This window comes from Enterococcus florum (assembly GCF_004309355.1).
Lineage (GTDB): Bacteria > Bacillota > Bacilli > Lactobacillales > Enterococcaceae > Enterococcus_A > Enterococcus_A florum.
The window spans coordinates 1-19,630 of sequence record NZ_BJCC01000006.1 but is presented as its reverse complement, the minus strand read 5'-3'; the positions used below and the strand labels follow the sequence as shown (position 1 = coordinate 19,630).

General features: G+C 38.7%; 15 protein-coding genes. All 15 read right to left on the bottom strand.

The window, feature by feature from the left end; genetic code table 11:
• Positions 1–198 precede the first annotated feature (198 nt).
• The 15 genes from NRIC_RS03025 to NRIC_RS19445 all read right to left on the bottom strand — a co-directional run bounded on the left by NRIC_RS03025 (position 199) and on the right by NRIC_RS19445 (position 19,267).
• Positions 199–984 carry an HAD family hydrolase gene (locus NRIC_RS03025; RefSeq protein ID WP_146621228.1) on the bottom strand — a complete coding sequence of 262 codons (786 nt, stop codon included), beginning with the start codon at positions 982–984 and terminating at the stop codon, positions 199–201.
• Positions 984–2,858, bottom strand: a complete 1,875-nt coding sequence (locus NRIC_RS03020; RefSeq protein WP_146621227.1) for a PTS sugar transporter subunit IIABC — start codon at positions 2,856–2,858, stop codon at positions 984–986. The genes NRIC_RS03025 and NRIC_RS03020 overlap by 1 nt, the downstream gene beginning before the upstream one ends.
• Before the next feature lie 251 nt (positions 2,859–3,109).
• The gene (locus NRIC_RS03015; protein ID WP_146621226.1) at positions 3,110–5,554 is read right to left on the bottom strand and encodes a GH39 family glycosyl hydrolase; all 2,445 of its coding nucleotides are present in this window, start codon (positions 5,552–5,554) and stop codon (positions 3,110–3,112) included.
• A gap of 184 nt (positions 5,555–5,738) precedes the next feature.
• Positions 5,739–7,094, bottom strand: coding sequence for an MFS transporter (locus NRIC_RS03010; protein ID WP_146621225.1), 1,356 nt, complete (start codon positions 7,092–7,094; stop codon positions 5,739–5,741).
• 19 nt (positions 7,095–7,113) lie between these two features.
• Complete coding sequence (locus tag NRIC_RS03005) at positions 7,114–8,208, bottom strand: Gfo/Idh/MocA family oxidoreductase (protein WP_146621224.1); 1,095 nt, start codon at positions 8,206–8,208, stop codon at positions 7,114–7,116.
• Between the two features lie 59 nt (positions 8,209–8,267).
• Positions 8,268–9,380 carry a Gfo/Idh/MocA family protein gene (locus NRIC_RS03000; RefSeq protein WP_146621223.1) on the bottom strand — a complete coding sequence of 371 codons (1,113 nt, stop codon included), beginning with the start codon at positions 9,378–9,380 and terminating at the stop codon, positions 8,268–8,270.
• A 17-nt stretch (positions 9,381–9,397) separates the two neighbouring features.
• Positions 9,398–10,585, bottom strand: a complete 1,188-nt coding sequence (locus NRIC_RS02995; protein ID WP_146621222.1) for a lactonase family protein — start codon at positions 10,583–10,585, stop codon at positions 9,398–9,400.
• Between the two features lies 1 nt (position 10,586).
• Positions 10,587–11,720, bottom strand: coding sequence for an IolE/MocC family protein (locus NRIC_RS02990; RefSeq protein WP_146621221.1), 1,134 nt, complete (start codon positions 11,718–11,720; stop codon positions 10,587–10,589).
• Between the two features lie 16 nt (positions 11,721–11,736).
• The gene (locus tag NRIC_RS02985) at positions 11,737–12,195 is read right to left on the bottom strand and encodes a C-glycoside deglycosidase beta subunit domain-containing protein (protein ID WP_146621220.1); all 459 of its coding nucleotides are present in this window, start codon (positions 12,193–12,195) and stop codon (positions 11,737–11,739) included.
• Positions 12,196–12,414: 219 nt separating this feature from the next.
• Positions 12,415–13,380, bottom strand: a complete 966-nt coding sequence (locus NRIC_RS02980; RefSeq protein WP_146621219.1) for an ROK family protein — start codon at positions 13,378–13,380, stop codon at positions 12,415–12,417.
• Positions 13,381–13,461: 81 nt separating this feature from the next.
• Positions 13,462–14,376 (bottom strand): sugar phosphate isomerase/epimerase family protein, encoded by a 915-nt coding sequence (locus NRIC_RS02975; protein WP_146621218.1) that lies wholly within the window; start codon positions 14,374–14,376, stop codon positions 13,462–13,464.
• Between the two features lie 342 nt (positions 14,377–14,718).
• A complete protein-coding gene (locus tag NRIC_RS02970; RefSeq protein ID WP_227873724.1) occupies positions 14,719–16,221 on the bottom strand; it encodes an SLC13 family permease in 1,503 nt (500 codons plus the stop codon).
• 33 nt (positions 16,222–16,254) lie between these two features.
• Complete coding sequence (locus NRIC_RS02965) at positions 16,255–18,003, bottom strand: aryl-sulfate sulfotransferase (protein ID WP_146621217.1); 1,749 nt, start codon at positions 18,001–18,003, stop codon at positions 16,255–16,257.
• A gap of 741 nt (positions 18,004–18,744) precedes the next feature.
• Positions 18,745–18,984 (bottom strand): transposase, encoded by a 240-nt coding sequence (locus NRIC_RS19450; RefSeq protein WP_227873723.1) that lies wholly within the window; start codon positions 18,982–18,984, stop codon positions 18,745–18,747.
• Positions 18,985–19,117: 133 nt separating this feature from the next.
• Positions 19,118–19,267 (bottom strand): hypothetical protein, encoded by a 150-nt coding sequence (locus NRIC_RS19445; protein WP_227873722.1) that lies wholly within the window; start codon positions 19,265–19,267, stop codon positions 19,118–19,120.
• Positions 19,268–19,630 lie beyond the last annotated feature (363 nt).

Here is a 19,630-nt window from a genome sequence, read left to right as displayed (position 1 = left end):
GATTTTACTGTAATTAGTAGCAAAGCAGAGCGCCTCTCGACAGGTGGTAAACTTTTTTTCTTCTCTTGTTTTATCTCTATTTACACATACTACTAAGTACTTCACTTTTCTTACCTCCATTTTTAAAATACTCTTGCATATATGAGCCTGCAATGTACATTTAATTTCGGATAGCGAGATATAAATTGTCAAATGTTCTCAATTTTTTTGTTGTAATAAATTCAACTTTTCCATTGCATAAACTATTCCATCATCATCATTAGTTCTAGTAATAAAATCAGCGACAGCTTTTACAGAATTGTTCGCGTTTCCCATAGCTATGCCAATCCCAGCTTCCTGTAACATCTCGATATCATTGTTCTCATCGCCAAAAGCAATGATGTTCTTCTTTGATATTCCTAACTCAGCAGCAACTTCATGCAGAGTCACAGCTTTTGATCCTTGGTTCGGCACAATGTCTACAAATAATTGATGCCACCGGACAAAACGAAATTCTGGATACTCTTTTTCAAATAGTTGATCATTCGTCGCATCGTAAAAAGCCAAACCTTGATAAATGTCATTTTCTTGATAAAATTGCGGCTGATACTCTGGGATTAGTCCGCCAATCGAACGCATCGCCTGTTCCATTTTTTCGACACGAAAAGAAGAAATCCGACAGAAATTATCTAAACCAGTTAAAGCGATATCAATTTTTTGATCATGGAAATACTCTAACAAACTGGCTAATTTGTCCTTGTCCAAAGTATTTTTATAAACTTGTTGATCATTTAGAAAAGCAGCCGAACCGTTACAAACGATATAATCCTTGATCGATAGTTGATCCAAATAATCTTGAATCAAGAAACGGCTTCTACCTGTAGCCAACATGATTGTATGATCTCTTTTTAAATAATCTAAAGCAACAATCGTACTTGGTAAAATTTGATTGTTACTCGTCAGCAAAGTACCATCAAGATCAAAGACAAATAACTTTTTCTCCATCATGCTTCCTCTAAACTCTCAGTATCAAAAACAGAATCATCAAAACCAAGTATCCACGTAGCGACAAAAGTGACGACGATCGTAAGACCAACCGTACATAGAGCTAGTATAAAATTTGTATTAGACCCATCTGGATTCATGAAAATCGGCAACGTAAAGAAGGATGGTGGAGCAAAAGAGAAGACTTTAACATTAGCGATTGCACAAAATATTCCATTCGCAATACAACCAATGAATGTCGCATAAAATGGTTTTTTCAGTTTCACACTGATTCCATAGAGTGTCGGTTCAGTGATTCCACTTAAAAATGCGGTGATGGCACAGCTAGCTGCAAGCTGTTTCAAATTGCGTTTTTTTGTCTTGAGCATCACGGCTAACGCTACGGCAAATTGCGAAAAGTTCATTCCGATAAAGGCGATCAGTAACATGTTGTCATACCCTAAATGTTCAAAGTTCGCTAATATAATGATTGGTGTTAAAGCGATGTGCATCCCCGTCATTACTAAAAGCGGCGCAAAAGAAGCAATTAGCAAGATCGCTAACCAGCTAGCGTGACTATAGATCAAAGTCAAAATACTGCCAATGCCTTCACCTAGTAAATACCCTGCTGGGCCAGTGATACATAAAGCAATCGGTAACATGACTACAACAATCGCAAATGGATTGAAAACATATTTGGCCGCATCTGGAACATATTTATCCGCTAGTTTTTCCACATATGACAGCACCCAAACGCTTAAAACGATCGGCAGCAAACTAGAAGAATAATCGACAGCCGTTACCGGCAAATGAAATAGATCAACGCTCCCGCCTTTTGAAGCGAACCCCATAATATCTGGATGCAGGAACAAGCCGCCTAAAAATAGCGCATAAATCGTATTACACTTAAAGCGTTTTGATGCAGTATAGGCCAGCATGACTGGTAAAAAATAGAAAACAACATTGGCCGCACCATTCAAGATCACATAGCTCGAGCTTTCCTGATCCATTCCTAATCTGGTCATAATCACCAAAATGGCCGAGATGAATCCACTAGCCATAATCAAGGGAACAGCCGGACTTAAAATATCTGACAGAACATTCAAGATCCGATTAGGAATTGATCCCTTTTCTTTGTTCTCTTCTGTCGAATTTTCGATATGATAGAGTTTTTGAATGTTGGCGTAAACTTGATTGACCGTATTCCCGATTACGACTTGCAGTCCGCCCATTGATTTGACGACACCTAGAACTCCCGGTATCTTTTCAAGCTTCTCTTCATCCACCACTTTTTCATCCTTCAAATTGATTCTTAACCGGGTGGCGCAATGGCCGATCGAAGTAATATTGTCTTTGCCGCCTAATGTACGAATAATAGCGTGTTCTAAGGCAATTTCCTTTTGATTTGTTTCTTTTACTTCTATTGAAGTTGCTGCTTTCTTGATTGCCATTAAGAGAGTCTCTTGATTGCCATTCGTCTCATTAGTAGTGTCAAACGTTTCATAATCAGGCGTATTGAGGATCACTAATGGAATGATGGTATCATACCCTCTTTCACGGATCTGTGATAAATTGAAGCGCATAATAAGCTCACCGGTTTTTACTCGATCAGTTTCAGAAACGAGCGGCTCTAAAAGCTCACCATTCAAGTTGACTGTGTCAATGCCTACATGGATTAGCACTTCACAGCCCTGATCACTTTTCAAAGTAATCGCATGTTTTGTTGGGAATACGCTAACTACGACACCATCAAACGGAGCATACACCTCTCCTAAGGACGGTCTCATCGCCACCCCTTTTCCCATCATCCCCTCAGAAAAAATTGGATCTTTTACCTTTCTTAATGGAACAATCTCTCCTTGAGTAATACCATGAATTTGTTCTTTTTCACTCATCTCAATTTAAGTCCTTTCTCCTTTTTGTAATGCGTTTTGATCCTGCAAAGATAACTCTTTCTTACTGCTAATAATAGAAGCTTTCCAGCATGAACTCATCCGAAGTTATACGCAATATGGTGAGCATATTTGGCTGTTTTTCTCCAAAAAAATAAAGGCGATTTTAGAAAAGCAATAATATGACAGTCAAATTTTGTCCAAAAAAAGACCTGAGTTGCCTCTGCTGAGTTAGAGGCATTTCAGGTCTTTACTTATTCAGCTGTCACGTGTAAATAACGTATTTCATGAGGCTTTAGATGAATCGAAAATTGCAGTCGACTGTTTTCAACTTTGACTTTTGTGTTCAAGAGTCTTGGCGTGCTGATCCGATGCAGATAATCTTGTTCGTTCATACTCAATTCTTTTAAGTCAAAGCGGCTCCATTCATCTTGTACACTGCCATGCGATCGATTCACCACGCGCGATTTGATGACATAACTGCCATTTTCGACACCATTGATATCGATATTCAAGGTCAAAGACTCATTATCTTCAAACAGATTTTGTAAGTTATCTAATTGGATTTTGCTCTCATCCATCAAATAGTAATTGAAATTCAACTTACGGTAATTATGACATGCGATACGAAATGATCCTCTTGTGTTCCCTGTGATGATGCAGTGTTTCTCTTTATAATAGACATCTTCATAAAGTGAGTTTAGAAATTCAAGTGCATAGAACGCTGGTTTCGCCACACCCGTCTTCGTAAGTAACCCGCATCCCCCAAAAAGAAAACCTTGAGAATCTTGCAGATCGGCATAGATATCCGTTCCCAACCAATGACCAAACAGCTCAGCGCCTCCGATGGTCGAGATCATATTTTGGATCAGATAGCTTCCCTTCGAACAATGATCGTTGACTGGATTACGATTGGAAAGTGTCAAGCTGTATTCAGAAACATGAATCGGAGTGTCCGGAAAATCACTATGCTCCATTGATTCCTTAACGACTTCCAAATTATGTTTGATAAAGAAAACATCCGTTGATTTCTTTTCATAATAGTTATCTGATTCCTTTTCCAACTGATAAGGATAGCAAGTAATCGTCAAAAAATTCGGTTTTTCATCGTACTCTTGCCATAAAGATAACAGATCGCTAAAGCCTTTATTTCCATAGTGCTGCACCGGAAAACCACCGCCGCCGATTTTGATGTCTGGTAATATTTTTCTAAGCGTTCCGGCAATTTTATCAAAAGTTGCAAAGTATTTACGATGCACGTCTTCGGTCTGCGGCGAATAATTATAGCGTAAATCGAGAAAGGCGATGTCTTCTTTTTTCCAATATTCAAAATACCACTGTTGAACTTCTTCTGATCCATAACGCTTAATAAAATGCCGGATCAATTCTCTAAAAAAGCGCTGCATCTCTTCCGCCGAATCGAAGTTTTCATTTCTCGGGATCTCCACCAAAGCATCTTGAGTATTTTTTAATAAGCGAATGGGTTTAGAACCAAGTTCAATATAAGGCTTCAATTGATTCTTGACTAGGAAATCAATCACTGTATCCAGTTTGCTGAAGTTTAAAGCCTCTTTCGGAGCATGGATGTCTAAGTATAGATTAGGGTCATAAATATCCCAGAAGCGAATATATTCTGCACCAAGCTTATTCTTCAAATAGATGATCTGCTCCTGAAAATCTGACTTGGTCAAATCAATTGCTGTTCCGGCATTGATCAGCTTGCTATAATAGCTCGTTTGCTTATAAATATTCTGCTTATCCAGCATGAAAGAAATATTGCGATCATGACTTTCCTCATCTTGATCATCCGTGATCTTGTTCTCATTCAGATAGCTATTTAATCGTTCACGTAACTGATCACTATCTTGCGTATCGCGTTCCTTCTTCTCAGCAGTCACTGAATTTTTTCGAAATAGAGATGGCGTCATGTCGTAGGCTTCTTTAAAAACTTTATTGTAAGCCGCCACACTGGCAAAGCCGTTGTCCATCGCGATCTTCATGATGGAAGCATCCGTATACAGCAAATCGGTCATAGAGTGTGTCAGTCGCACAGAATTGACCAAATCCGTAAAACTGACATTGCATTTCTTTTTGATATATTTTGACAAGTACGCCGTCGAAAGAAAGAAATGATCAGCTAATTCCTGCAAAGTGATGCTCTTCTGATAATTTGCGCGAATGAATTGAAAAATTTCTTCCATCCGACTGTCGCTCTTCTTCTCCGATTGATAGCGTACATTCTCTGAAGTTAAAAGAAAATTCTTGGAAATCACATGAAGCAATTGATAATACAAACTCATTTTATAGATTTGATTTTTATGATTGGTCATGATCTGCTGATTGAGAATCTGATCGATGATTTTTCTCATTTCGTCATAAGATTCATTTTTTTCCAAAGTCGAATTGCACCAAAATAAAATCATATCATTGGATAATAACTCTTTTACCTTGCTGTATGAAATAACGAAGCGGGCAAGAAAAAGATCATCTGAACCTATGTAGCGATGCTTACGATTGTAATTAATAATGATCAAGTCTTTTTGCTTCAGCTGATACTCTTCGCCTTCGACAATGATCGATAATTCACCATTCAATACATATAAGAGCTCAAAATTTTCGTGGTAATGGGTCTTTGTTTCACCTTGAGTCGTAAATTCAACATCCATTAATAAATCCGAAGAGAGATAATCCTTTTCCATTTTTATCCTCCTTATCAGCTAAATCTCAGTTCCTTTATCAAGCTGTATAGCAGCCAAGTAATTTAGCTTATTGACCAATTATAGCAAAACAGTTTCAGTAAGTAACTAGCCTTCCTGAGCATCACTTAGCAAAAGAAGCAGCTGATAATTCTTTACCAACTGCTTTTGCTACTATTCATTTCGATTACCCTTCAACAGCATCCGCTTTATCTATTTCAGCATCCTTTACCTTGGTAATCAGATTGATTGCTACGAATGATATTGCAGCAATCAAGCCGGTAGCACCAAAGGTAACGAACCAGGTACTGATTGAAGCATTGGCGGATAATAGCAGACCACCTAATGTTGGACCAAAGATTCCGCCTAGCCGACCGACACTGTTCACCAAACCAACTGCTGAAGTCCGTAATTCTTCTGGATAGTGTTGTGAAACAAATGCATTCACTAAACTATGAGCTGAGAACAAGAAGAAACCAATTAAGAATACAAAAAGATACAAAATGATGATATTGGTTTTTACACCCATCAGCATCAATACAACTGCTCCGATGCCATAAACAGCTGGCAAGAGTATCTTAAAACCTTTGCGATCAGCCACAGCTCCCCAAACTACCGTCCCCGCAATCGTTCCCACATTTAAGAAAATCGAGAAAGCTAAGCTGGAGCCTAAAGAGAACCCATTTTGTATCATTACCCCCGGCAGCCAAACAATGACTCCGTTGATGAAAAGCAGCCCCATAATATAAATGATACAAGCCAATAACGTCACGAGAATGAAACGACTATTAAATAGAGCAAAGTATGATACTTTATTTTCTGAATGCATACTTTCATTGTTCATAGTCTCCAACTGCTCAAGATTGATCTTTTTAGTGTAATCCTGATCAATTCTCCCCAGAACTTTTTTCAGCTTTTCAGTTTCCTTGTGCTTCACTAAATACTGGGCTGACTCTGGCACGAGTTTAATAATGAAAAACAAAAACAAAACAGGAACGAAGGCCATCCACAGCACCGGACGCCATCCCAAACGTGGCAGAATCACGATTGCTAACAAAGAAGCAATGATCGAGCCGATTTGATTCCCGCACAAAGCGATTGCCACGGATTTACTTTTGCTGCTCTTTGGCGCATATTCCGACAACAATGAAATGACCAACGGAATTACCCCACCAAAACCAACCCCTGCAAAAAATCGGAAAATTGCGAATAAAACTGGAGTATTCACTACGGATTGTCCAAAGGTAAAGACACAGAACATCAAGACCGAACCGATCAAGACCTTTTTCACACCTAAACGATTGCTGATGATACTTAAGATTACTGCACCAAACATCGAACCAAATTCGGATAAACTACCCATATATCCCAACACTGTCGCATTCAAGTTCCATTCAGACGTAATTGAAGTGATAATTGATCCATAAGCTGTCGCACCATACCCGGTAAAGGCAATCAGAAAGACCCCCAAAGCGACCAATGTAACATGAAATTTTCCGAGTTTACTATTATCAATAAAGTTACTTACTACATTTTCTTGCATGTTTATTTCCCCTTAAAAACTAGACTTTTACTTCCATAGATGGCTCAAATGCCACACTTGAGAACGTTTCGGCAGACTTCCAACAGGCTTCCATAACTTCCAATACTTTACGAACTTCTTGCGGTTTAACTAAAAGTTCAGCCTTTCCGGCCAAGGTGGCAAAGTAATTTTCGAAGAATTCAATATGTTCTGTCTCGACTTTTGGAATGTCTTCAGTCACGATCAAACCTGGTTCCGGCACACCGAATGAACGAGTTGGCCCGTAAGACTTGGCTGATTTATCTTGATCTTCATTCACGTTTTCTAATAGTTTCGTTGTACGAACGATCTTGCCCTCTGGATCGAACTTATTAGCGTACATGCTTCCAGTATTGCCGCCCATATACCAGTGACGTTCGAACCAGTCTTTTTGATCCGATAGGTAATAGGTTCCTAGTTCTATCTCAGCCGTCACACCATTTTCAAAACGCAGCAGAATATTGAAATAATCATCGACTTCTTTATTGATTACATTGCGAATATCCGCAAAGACTGCTTTCAATGGACTATCCATCATATACAAAATCTGATCGATCAGATGAACACCCCAATCATAAAGCATGCCGCCCCCCTCAGATTTATATACATGCCAATCATGCATATTACCGTTGTAGCCGTATAACGAGCTCTTGATCGTATAAACATCGCCTAAAGACCTGTCTTCGTAGCATTTCTTGATGGTTTGAAAATCCTTATCAAAGCGACGTTGCTGATGAACCGTTAAGGTAACGCCTGCTTGATCAACGGCCTCCATCATCTCATCGAATTCCGCTACACTCATTGCAGCAGGTTTCTCACAAATAATATCCATTCCTGCCCGTGCGGATTTTATGACTAATTCTTTGTGCTGGTTATTGTTTGCCGAGATGATCACACCGTTAATATCTGACTCTTCCAAAAGCTGGTCAATTGTTCTATAAATCTCAATTTCTGGATAAATCTCACGTACTTCTTCTAACCGTTGCGGATTTGTGTCACAAACCGCTACGCAATCTACATTGTCTATACTTTTTAGCGTCGCTACATGACGGCGACCGATAAAGCCGTATCCGACTACTGCATATCTGTATTTCATGATAATTCCGTCCTTTCTTTTTAAAAAAAGACGGCCAATACTTGACCGTCTTATTCAGCTTATTCCATCGCTAATTTGATTGTTTGATTTCCATCAGAAGCTTGGTAGATCGCATCTAAAATTTGTGTAACTTTGAAGGCTTCACTTGGCTTCACACACGGCTCGCCATCTGTCAAAATCGCATCGATCCATTGCTTTGCTTCAACCACTCCAGCCGGCTCATTGACGCCTTCAAAATAATCCACTAACGCTTCGCCTGATAAGGTTTCTTCACTCATTTTTCCATGACGCGTATGGTTAAACCACAGTTCCGCATTTTCATAGCTGCCGCCGTATTTGATTTCAGCACCTTCTAAGGTTCCGCAAAGCGTCGTTGCCGCTTCTCTGGCATCCATATAGTTCAATGCCCACGATGCTCGCAGGTTGATCAACGCACCATTTTTGAATTTGATAAAGCCCATCGCTGAGTCTTCTACTTCAAAGGTTTCAGTATCCCAAGCACCGTAGGTATTGCCTTCCGCTGCTGATGGCAAATTACCCAATTTATAGAAGACTTGACCGCTCACACTATCCACTTCATAGTTGTCCATGCACCATAACGTAATATCTAATGCGTGAGTGCCAATATCGATCAATGGACCGCCGCCTTGCTTCGATTTGTCTGGAAAGACACCCCAAGTTGGTACGGCTTTACGACGAATCGCATTGGCTTCACCATAGTAAATATCCCCTAAATCACCAGCTTGACATGATTTCTTCAATACCTGTACATCATGCCGGAAGCGATTTTGATAGCCAACAGTAAATTTCTTGTCGCTCTTTTTCCAAGCTTCCATCATTTTACGGGCATCTTCTGTGGTCGCTGCCATTGGTTTTTCACATAACACATGCTTGTCAGCCGCGAACGCTGCGACTGTGATCTCACAATGAGATACGTTTGGAGTACACACATGAACAATATCAATACTTGGGTCCTTCAACAATTCATGGTAATCTGTGTAGATTTTGACATCGGTTAGATTGTGACGTTCAGCCGTTGCTAACGCTTTTTCTTCTTCGATATCGCATAACGCCACGACTTCCGCTTTATCTGCAACTTTTTCTAAAGACGGCAGGTGTTTGTTGTTGCAAATACCTCCTGTACCGATAATACCGATTTTTAGTTTTTCCATTTGTCTCTTCCTTCTTTCTATCTCTCACTAAATTGAATATTCACTGGATTATTGACTTGAATTTCTGAGTCTGTATTTGTTAACTTTCCACTATCATCATCGACTGAAAACTTATTGATCGTACCAGAACGTTGATTTACGACATATAACTGTTCACCCGCTAAATCAAAATTGATACTGCGAGGTATCGCTCCGCCAGAAGAAATAATCTCGATCAATTGCATTTTTCCATCCCCATTCAGCCGATAGCTTGCGATGCTGTCGTCGCCGCGATTTGAGACATATAAAAAGTTGCCAGATTTATGGACTTTCAGATCGGCGGTTTGATTGTGAGCGAAGATATCAGTCGGATCGTCCTTTGGTTGATAGTCGTCTGATACTGTAACTGCGCGATTTAAATGGTTCATCTCACCTGTTTGAGGATCAAAAGAGTAACTATGGACTGTATGATTTTGTTCACTGTTACAATAAAGAAGCGGCTGGGTTGGATGAAACGCAATATGTCGCGGTCCTGATCCTTTTTCGGTTTTTTGAGCCCAGACTTCCTTCAAGGCTCCGACTTCATAATCGATCTTATAGACATGAATCAGATCGCAGCCCTTATCTGCACAAAGGAGATAGTTTTCGGTTGGATCGAGACAAACACTATGGGGATGACTTGTCCATTGGAATAGCGGCAATTCGCTAGAACCTTCCAAAACCTTAAGTTCGCAGCATTCTCCTAAACTCCCATCTGTTTTGATCGGAAACATCGCGATGCTGCCTTCATCGAAGAAGCGTTTGGCTGCATATGTTCCTTGTTCTGTTCGCACACTTCGGGTAATGACTTCTTCATGATTGCCATGATTCGCCGCAAAAGCGTATCTATTTTGACTATCTACTGTAATGTAGCAAGGATAGGCTCCGGCTGAAGAAACTTCATTTAAGAAAGAAAGTTTTCCAGCTGCATCAACTGCATAAGCAGCGATACCCCCGCCATTTCCATGTACACCACCTAGATCTTTGCGCTCATCCGTGGCATAGATATAGCGACCATTTTTAGCAACCGCCATACTGCCGACATTGACATCTGGCGTAACTTTGCTGACTAACTCAAACGTTTCCGCATCATAGGCCTTGATCCCGCCATTGCCGGCTTCGGGATTATTTACCCCTTGAATATCCGCGCCCCATGCGCCTACATAAATGATCTCTTGTTTATTCATCCTATTCACCAATCAATCGTTTTAGCATTTCTTGATGTCTTCTCACTTGTTCGATTTCATTATTTAGTTCTTTTTCCGTGCGGTCTTGATAGTAGCGTTGGCCTTCATATTCTGAATTGATATAACCCTCATAGCCATTTTCCTTCAAGAATTTGATTGGTCCTTCGTAATCAATAGCGATATCTTGATATTGACCAGGGTTTCCAGGGATTTCAGACATATTGTAAAATTTGCCGTGGATACTCACGATGTATGGCATGATCGCTCCTAAGTCCTCTGGTTTCGTTCTAGAAAGCAATAGTGCTTGTGACATGACTTCAAAATCGATATCGGTATAATTTGGCACATTGTCACGAATCATTTGCTGCATTTTTTTGAAGGCTGGCAATAAATCAGCTGGTGCTTCATCATGCTTCAAATAACGGTGGAACAAAGATTGGACATTGCCGGCACTATATAGGGAAAGATCAATTTCATTTAATTCATTGCTCTTACCTAAATGATTGTCCATACATAATTGAACGACTAGATCACAGCTTTCTTGTTTCGCTCCTTGACGCATGTACCATTCCAACGCTGCTTCAGAAGGGCGAAAAGCGAAGATGCCCCAGTCAGGAACAAGTCCTAAATGCTTAGTGCCAGATTTCTTGGCATAATCCACGATCTCATTGACATATTGACCATTGATCGGGATCGGTGCGTGGATTTCTTTGCCTAATTTGATATCGCATTCCTCCGCGACTGGTAAAGCTTCAATCATGATCTCCACTGGTGTGGTTGCTAGTGTACGAACATTTTTAAAGCCTAAGCGTTTCGCTAAACGAATATCATTTTTCAAGCGCTCCGCTGATTCTGAATAGCTCATCACATGATCCCGAAATTGCAATACATCATGGAACACATCCATTGTTACAGGAGTCGTTTTGTATTTATCCATCCATTCAAACCATTGATCGAAAAATTCCTCTGGCGGGTTTGGATATTGTCGAAGGGACATCTCATCTAGAATCTCGATCCCATCCGCTCCGAAAAGATTTGTACCGACTTCTTTAACCTGTCCTTCTAAATCTAATTCTTTAAAAAACTGCGTTTGTTGGTAACTATAAAATGAAACACCGCGTTTGATTTTTCCCATTACTAATTGCTCCCTTCTATGCTTGCAATTCCAAATCGTATTTTACGATGTTGCGTGTCTTATCTGATCCAGCACCTGAACCGGGAACTGGAGGGTTTTTTACCCACTCCTCATCTGTTGGCATGTATCCGTATGCTGCCAGAACCGATTGTTGGAAGGCTAAAGTATGTTTCCCCGGGGCTAATCCCCCTGGCTTTTTCACATGGACGATTCCTTCATCGTCATAATCCCAATGCTCCCATACGGCTGTTTTGATTTCTTCAAAATCACGAGGTTCTTTTCCATTGATTTCAAAGGTTTGTAATTCTTTCGGATATTCGGTGTCATCAATCTTGATATAGTAGCCATTATGAAGGGATAAAAATACTCCCCGGTAGTTAGCGTTTCTTGCCGCAAATTGAAATCCTACGACATTGCCCTCTTTATCAACATCGTTTTTCAAACTATCTTTTCGAATTAAAAAATTATCGAACATTTGAATGTCCTCCTTTTTTGTTATTTGCTATACTCATAATTTAAGCTTTTTTGGAAGCGCACTCCATTTTAATTTTACTCAAAAATACAGCAAAATCTCACTTCTTTTTTTTTATCTTCAGAAATTAGAAGTTTCAGATCAAAATTTAACCCATTAATTTTGTCCTAACAATATCGAAGCTCCTTATTTGTCTTTACCAACAATTGGTTTAGGACAAAATCAGGCATTTATGCCGGTCGTCTCTTCGAAGGTTAAACTATCGTCACTTGATAAATAGGAATAAACAGCACCATAAATCCCAGCATCATTTCCCAACTGTGCCCTGCTTAATTTATAATTTCCGCGAATCGCCGGAAAAATAGAACGATCAATTTGTTCTTTTAACGGCTTTAATAGCGCAGTTCCCGCTCCAGACAAGCCGCCTCCAATAACTACTTCTTCGGCATCGACCGTATTCATGATACCTGCAATCGCCTTACCTAAATAAGTCACCGTTATTGCTAAAGCCTCTTTAGCTTTGGAATCATCAGCTTTAGCCCAATCAAAAATATCAACTGCGGTAAATTTGGTCGTCTTATCTGGCAACAACATTTTCATCGTTTTAACAAACCCATTAGCTGAAGCAAATGTTTCTAAGCAATTAATATTGCCGCAGCCGCACACGCGCTTTTCTTCCGAATAAACCGGAATATGTCCAATCTCACCGCCAGAAGAATGGACACCGTTGATGACCTTCCCATCAATAATGATTCCGCCTCCCACACCAGTTCCTAAAGTGATAAAAACTAGACTGGCTTTTCCTCTAGCTGCCCCCTTCCACATTTCTCCTAAGGCCGCCGCATTGGCATCGTTCAAAAGTACGACAGGAATATCCAACTCTTTTTCAATAGCGGATTTTAGTGGCATATCTTCCCACCCTAAATTGACCGCACGAACAACGGTCTGTCCGTCTGGTGAAATAGGACCCGGAACACCGATGCCAACACCGATGATCTCCGATTCCTGATGCTTTTGATCAAGGATTGTATGTTGAATACTGCTGATGATGTCGGTTGGAATCTTTCTACCATTATCCGAGATATTAGTGGGGATCTGCCATTTCTTGTGAATCTCTCCATAGACATCAATCAGAGCTAACTTGATCGCCGTTCCACCTATATCAATACCGATCATTTGTTTTATCATTATTTTTCCTCCTCAAATTAAAAAGACCTAACACCTAAAAATGAAGAGAACGAATCTCCTCGTTCTCTTCATATAAATTTTCTAAATAACGAAGTTTCTTAAATATTTCGTACTTAATGCCACAGATTTCTTCACATCTTCATAAGTTTTCTCAAAAGCCTTATCTTCCACTTCAATACAGGTATAGCCTTCATAACCAATATCAGTTAATGCCGATACGTATTTTCCCCAATCAACATCGCCTAAACCAGGCAGCTTCGGACTCATATATTCTAGTGGGGTTGCCATGACACCAACATCAGCCAATTTTTCTGCAGAAACCTTGATATCTTTGTAATGAACATGGAAAATCTTGTCTTTGAACTCGTACAATGGGCTTATATAATCAATCCGCTGCCAAATGAAGTGTGATGGATCATAATTGATCCCAAAATAGTCGCTGTCGATCACTTCAAAGACTTTGCGCCAATTACTTGGCGAGGTCATGATATTTTGTCCACCTGGCCATTCATCTTCAGTGAAGAGCATCGGACAATTTTCAATCGCGATTTTCACTTCTTTCTCTTCAGCATATTTTACAATTGGGTTCCAAACATTAGCCGCTTCCTGAATATTTTCAGAAACTGATTTACTTGGCATACGTCCGACAAATGTTGTCACTAAATTGATATTCATTAAGCTCGCTGCATCAATCAAAGTGTATAAATGATCAATCACTTCTTGCCGCTTAGCTAAATTTTCATCCAACGGATTAGGATAATAAGCCAAAGCCGACAACTCCACATTTTTTTGTTTACAGTAAGTTAAGATTTCTTCCGCTTTTTCTTGGGTCAAATTTTTAGTATCAATATGGGATACACCCGCATATCGCCTTTCTGCTTTTCCTGCCGGCCAACAAGCAACTTCAACACAATCAAGACCGTTTTCTGCTACGATATCAATCATCTCTTCGAAATTACTTTGATCAAAAATAGCACTAACGATTCCTAGTTTCATGATTATTCCTTCTTTCTGTTCTATTTGACTTTCATTTTAAAGACTTTATTTCAGCGAATCATTGGAAGTTTTGCTCAATACTGATTGAAATATTTATATCTTTCCTTCAAGATTTCCCCTCTTTCTTTTTGAGAACATAATTTAATATTCTATTTATGTTATTAGCATGAGTAAATTCTAAAATGTCTACCATTTCTTTTCAGATCAAGAGTATGGAATACTTAAATAAATGGGTAATAATGCCTTTAAATATGCATTCCTGTATTTTCTTGAAACACATCTAAAAACCACTAACCAGATTTCAATAAAAATTGGTTAGTGGTAATTCTTGTAGTTACATTTTTAAAATAGAATTTTTGCTAACGGATAGCCAACAAAAAGATATAACAACCAAACTGAAAAGACAATCGGAAAACCTAATTTCATGATATCTTTTGAATCATAGATATCCTTATGTCCAAACATCATACTCGCATGAGGAGAGGCAGCTGGTGTTAACATTGCCATAAATACTAACATCGTCAAGCACATGATAACTGGCGTTGGCGCAATTCCTTTTTGTTCGCAAAAAGCGATTGCGACAGGAAGAAGTACAATCCCCATCGCAGCATTGTTCGCGAAAGATGTTAGGATTAATGCAGCTAAAAATAGTATGGCAACGAAAACAAACTCCGATCGCCCACCTAGAATAGGATCAAGTATTTGAATTAAAAATCCTTTAATACCAGTTACATCATTTGAGAGTGTGTTACCGGCATATACAGCTGCGGCGATCATAAAATAGATCCCCCACGCAAAATGTTTATAGGCTGCTTCTTTAAAATTCAGTAATTCTCTACTCTGATATTTCACAATCAAGAAGGCAACGATCCATAGAGATGTAACTCCTAGAGTACCTAGTGTTGAAAGTAACTTGACCCCTGGAATAGTTTCGGGTAGAACACTTGGGAGAAGCAACATAATGACATATGTCGGGACCATGAACAGATAAATCTTCTGTGCAATGTTCATTGGCTCAAGTTCATTTTCTTTTTTCATTTTTTCAGCATCTACATCTTTCATTTTTGAAACATCTGGTTTAATAATAAATTTTAAAACAATGATGTATAGAAAAATGAATAGTGATGTAATAATAAAGTTCAAAAGCATAAATGGCAAATAATCCACGGATAAACCAGTCATGCCTTCATAAGCTCCCACTACAGCTAATACCGCCCCTCTAAAGGGTAATAACGGCATTCCGAGAGTAATTGTAGCAAACATTCCGATAAAGAAAAATGACCAAATCCTATCTTCCTTTTTTATATTAAGAGATTCGATAAGTCGAATGGCAATAGGCCACATCATGATTAATGCTGGAACTGCCCCCCCAACTAAAAGACATAGTATCCATCCTGCTAAAAATACAAAGGCAATGAAAACATAAGGTCTTCCTGTTATCATTTTCCGTGTCAAAATCCAGTTTGCGATATGCTTTGTAACACCAGATTCTGTCATGCCTCCAAATAGAATGGTTGCCATAATAACAAGTATGACCGTTTCATTTCCAAAAGCATCTTTAAAAACAGCACCAAATCCCGCACTACCCTCTCCTGCATAACCAGATAAAGCTATCATGACTAGCCCCATGATACTAGGCCATAAAATGTTTCCTTTCGCCCACAATATCACCATCCCTAAAAAAGCACCCAATACACGCATGCCTATTGGAGTAATAGTACTTATCGGAGGAAGGATCCAAAATATGAACATTACAAAAACCGCAAATATATCAATAATACTTGAGATACTAATCTTTTTTTTCTCAGATCTAACCAAAAGGACTTCTTTTTCCTCAGTTTCCATTTTTATTCCTCCTTAAATGACACTTACCTTTTACTAAAGAAAATCTGCACTGGAAACGCCTACAAAAGTTTTTACCACCTCGTTTTTTTCTACAATTTTTGTTGTAGGTGTTACTGATATTTCATACTCATCAGCAAACTTTGGATATTTATCAACATCGACCCAATATACTGGTTCTTCTTCTCTTACTTTATTACTACCCGAAATTTTCTGGTAAAACACCCTACTGTTTTCACATCTTAATGCGCCAAAAACGATAACCGCTTTACTCGCATTCAACTTAAGTAAGTCAACCTTATCTGAAGTAATCTCTTTAATTCTTTTTGAATCAATAGCAAATAATTTGGGTAATTTGAGTGCATTTATTTTTTGTGCTTCCATTAAACTTGTCGCTTTTGGAGCTGTGGGTTGCTCAAAGGTTCCATTGATAATAAATACATTTTCCATTTTTTTTGGTGCTGCACCATCTAAACGTAATTCTGTATTGTCGATAGGAAGTACGGGTACTTCTTCGGGTTTTTCAGTTGGTATCCATTCGTATGGAATCCTATAAGCTCGATAAACATTCCCTGGACCAATATAGGGATTAACAAACTCCCAAACTACCTCATGATTTTTTGTTACTTCTAAGAATCTACCCTCCGTTCCCTCGCATATCAATGTATTTCCATTTTCCAACCGTTGAGCAGAGCTTACTAATTCACTATAAAAATGATGACTTCCAACAGGATATGGAACCCCAAAAGTACATTTCGTATATTGCCATTCTAAATCCAGTGTAATAGGATTAATTTCTAGAACACGAGAGTAATCACGGCGCGCACTTTTTTCACCAAAAGTTGATTGTTCGTTTGGAAATCCATAACCAGCCCATCCACCATTATCGAAAACTAATATATTCCCTTCTCCTGGTAGTCCTTTAGGAATCATATGGGTGTGATGTTGGCCGATAATAGCACCAATATGAGATAGTTCAGGATCTGAATAATCCGGACCAAGTTTCCAACATAATTCTCCTGTTTTTTTGTCAATGATAAATAATATATTAGCTTCTCGACAGTCACAAATAATATTATCTGGATGAAAGCGGCTATCCCCAGCTTCATACCATTTATTAGGTCCTAACATTGACATACAATTAATATGAACCCAATCACCCATACCTTCACCAATCGACATCATATTAGGATCACGGAATAAGACGGTTTTCATTTGCTCAGTAAAACCGAGCTCATCAAAATGCTCGTGACAATACCATTCCCAAATAATTTTTCCCGTCCAATCAACTTCATAAATACAATCATCAAGTAATGTTTTTTCACTAATTTTAGAGTTAACTACATTTTTGTGACTTAGTATCAATGTATTGCCTGAATCAGTTTTAGCATTTAACTCCGGCGTGTAGTAGCCGACTGGGTTTCCTTCTCTTTGATAATCGTGGTGACACCTCGCCATCCATTGAGGGGTTTCTCCTGGATCTTCAATATATTCTCCTTTATCAAATTTCCATACTACGTTGCCTTCCCAATCTACTTGAACTAATTGAAGTCCATCTTGAAAACCGAACTTTCCACTACGATTACCAAAGTGTCCCATAATGTCTCCATTTGGTAAGATTTTGTTCGGAAACCCCTGAAAATTCTGCCAGTGTCTTACAATCTTTCCATTCATATCAACTAACATTGCACCTAAATTATGTGCGTTATAAAGTGTGTATCCGTTCCAACATTCTTCGGGTTTATAAATTGTCGTACCTGTTGGAAAAACTGACGGTTGTCCCATGTTATCACTCCTCCTATTTTTTGTAAGCGCATCAATTCCAGCTGTTCATTATCTAAAACCAATTCTACTTATACAATTAAAAAAAATCTTTACTAAAAGAGCCCAATTCTGCAATCAATTTTATTATCATTTTTCATTCCGATACTCTCTGTGAGGAAAGAATAGGAATTCAACGTAAATCTTGTCCTACTTTATGTTAAATTTCGAGAATAGTTAAAAATCATCGTAAAATCAATTTTTATCACTACGGTATCCAAGACAATCAAAATCACCCGTGTGAACGCAATGTCATTAACTTAAGTATATTGACAAATAAGCAGTAGATCGGATTAAGAAATTTTTCTTCAATCTGATCTACTGCTTTGTATTTTACATGCAAAAGCCATGACTAAATAAGCCATCTCATTCTACCTATTTTTAATAGGTACAACGGTACGATCGGCTTGATTTATTTACGCTATGCTATCTTTTAGCAGTTCGTTTTGGACGAACAGGGACAAGGTGATGTTTAATTAAATCTTCCATTTGTGCCACATATTCTTGTCGTTTTTCTGGATCTTTTGAATAACCGATTGAATAAAATACGTTTTTACAATGCCAATAGAGAGACCGATGTTTCACCTCATTTCGTATTTATTTTGTTCTTAGAGTATTTGCTCTGCTTCATTTATTTCGATGATGTAGAGCATAATTAAATTGTATAACTAGACACAACAGTAAATACCTTGTCGAATCAAGCGCTCACGTATGCCACTGAATTCTTCCAAACTTCATGCGATTTTTCAAGATATTATAGGCCGTTTCAATTTCCCTTCTCAAACGATAGATTTCCTTTAACCCATCCAATGAAAATTCTTCCGGCGTTAAATTTATCAAAAGCAACTCATCGTAAGTGTCACCAGTACTGCCCTTGACTAAAGGGATTTTTACAAAACGCAGGGAATAGGTAGTATTCATCAGTTTGGCGCGAAGCGCATTCATGCTCACTAAATTTATACGGTTTAATACAGGTGTCCAACACAATCTTATTGATACAATCATACAGAAATGGAATTTTTGCCATCACTGGACTAATGCTTTGATTAGGCTTATTTTTGCCATAACCTTTATCATTTTATTCTGTTGAAGACAGAATAATAACCGATCCATCAATCGCTTTGGCACTATAAGCGTTCAATTTCGCCAGATTATCGTCGTAGTTTTCATAGACCATTGACAAATAATCACCCATCATTAAATGAAGTACCTCAGGATTAAATTTCATTCGTCGGTTGCAAAAAGCAACTGTTGAAATATCAAACGGTTTATTTTAAGCTGTGTAGAAATTAAACAGTTCCGAAAATTGCGTAGTTCCCTTTTGCGAAAACATTTGAAGCATCAGGCTAAGTGGCGTAATTTTTCTCGCGAAAGTGTAAGGATACCCCTCACGGATATCTTCTAGAAAATTGTAGGGACTTCTTCAATGAACTCGTAAAAATCGCAAAAAATCATTTTCAGTATCTCTTTCGTTCAGCTTAATTTTGCTAATTTTTCTTTAAAGAAGCTTTTAGGTCAGCCTCTTTTCAAAACATACAAATCATAACCACCCGTGAAAACGGGTGGTTTGCTCTTCGGCTGGAAGCCTCTC